Raw genomic sequence first — 1676 nt, forward strand, 5'->3', positions numbered from 1 at the left:
TTCGCGCAGGGCTGTCCGGGGAAGTTCAGGCATAGCAGAACTCGAGTTGGTTGGGGTCGGGTCGTCGATGCGAGGGATTGACCTCGGGAGGCTTGTCGATGCGCGCGAGCGGCTTGCGGACGAACAGGGTGCCGCCGACGAGCTCGGCGAAGCGGATCGCGCTCAAGCCGGTGCGGCTCAGGGCCGCGGCAATGCGCAACAAGAGATAGGCGATCATTGCCGCGACGATCTGCAAGCGGATCGCGTTCTCCGAGCGGCCGATGAACTTGCTTAGCTTCAGGTGCTGCTTAAGCCAGCGGAACAAGAGCTCGATCTGCCAGCGTCTTTTGTAGAGCGCGGCGATTTCCAGCGCCGGTCGCTGCAGGTCATTGGTGATCAGCGTCAGCGTGCCGCCGTCGTCGCGTTTGATGCGGATGCGCCGCATCGGGATTGCCAGCTTGCGCCGGCCTTGGGTCGTAAGCCGCACCTCGGCGTCGTCCAGCACCTTAAAGCCGTCGCCAAGCTGCTTGCGCAGGCCCCGGCGACGCGTCACGCGCAAGCGCGCGTTCGTCTTGCGGCGGGTGAGGAAGACCGATCCGGCGTCGTGAATGCGCGTCCACCAGGCATAATTGCAATAAGCCTTGTCGAACACGTAGGTGACGCCGGCTTCGATCGGCATGTCCTGCGCGACGGTGATGTCATTGACGTTGGACCGACTCACCTCGATCCGCTGCGGATGATCGGCGGCCGGATCGTAGACGACGTGCAGTTTGAGCCCATGTGTACGCCCATTCCACCCGGCCCAATCGATGAGCCGGCCGAGCGGAATCGGCGTCGCATCGAGCAGACGCAGCATCTCGGCGCCTTCCCGCCGCAGCACGCGCCCGGCACGCGCGGATAGATGCGCAAAGGTGTCGCTGAACACCGCCACCGGACGACGCGCATTGGCGTCCGAGAGCGTCGACTTGCACAGCGCGGCAGTGCCGAGATGATAGTGATGATGGGCGTTCGCATTCCAGACTGCGACCAGCCCGCGCAGGCTGTCCGCCTGCGCAAGCTGCGCGAACACCAGCGCGACCAAGTGATCCCAACTGCGGAACGACTTGTCGTAGTCGTCGCCTCCGTGCCGCTCGACAAAAGCGGCGAACCGCCGCCGGTCGATCGCTTTCAGCAGCGTGGCGAAGATGCTATTGCTAAACCGCATGCCCGGCCTTTCTTTCTGTGTCTCGACAACCAGAAAGAACCGGTACATGCCGGCGGGCCGGGCATGCACTGCGACATGGTGAATCATTCCCCGGACAACCCTGCGCTTGCGCGGGAATGAGCGGATGAAGACTCGTTGCTCTAGCTCCGTAAGTGCGCTAATTCCCGCTCGGAAAAGCATCGGAGAATCGCAATGGCCACTCACGGCACGGTCGAGTACGCGACCGCCTCGGGCAACGACTACGAGGCGCACGAGGGCACCTACAAAACGTTCCTCAAGCTGCTGAAGTGGCATCTTATCGTCATTGTCCTGATCCTCTGCCTGATGGCCTATTTTCGCGTCTGAAGCCCGCGCGTCGCGGTCCGCCCGACGGGCACTTGGGGCGTTGTATCGTCCTCACTGGTGTCCCGATTCCGAAGTTCGCTCAGTGTTTCGGCGACCTCGAGTGCGAACTTCGGAATCAAAGGGACACCAGCAACTTTATGATCTGGTG

General features: G+C 62.6%; 2 protein-coding genes. One reads left to right on the forward strand and one right to left on the reverse strand.

Features of this window, described 5'->3' with window-relative positions; genetic code table 11:
* Positions 1-25 precede the first annotated feature (25 nt).
* Positions 26-1183 (reverse strand): IS4 family transposase, encoded by a 1158-nt coding sequence (locus VGL01_RS14000; protein ID WP_331570266.1) that lies wholly within the window; start codon positions 1181-1183, stop codon positions 26-28.
* Positions 1184-1375: 192 nt separating this feature from the next.
* On the opposite strand from VGL01_RS14000, the gene VGL01_RS14005 reads away from it, so the two are divergent.
* Positions 1376-1528, forward strand: coding sequence for an aa3-type cytochrome c oxidase subunit IV (locus VGL01_RS14005; protein WP_331570261.1), 153 nt, complete (start codon positions 1376-1378; stop codon positions 1526-1528).
* Positions 1529-1676: the final 148 nt, after the last annotated feature.

It is taken from the genome of Trinickia sp. (genome assembly GCF_036503415.1).
Lineage (GTDB): Bacteria > Pseudomonadota > Gammaproteobacteria > Burkholderiales > Burkholderiaceae > Trinickia.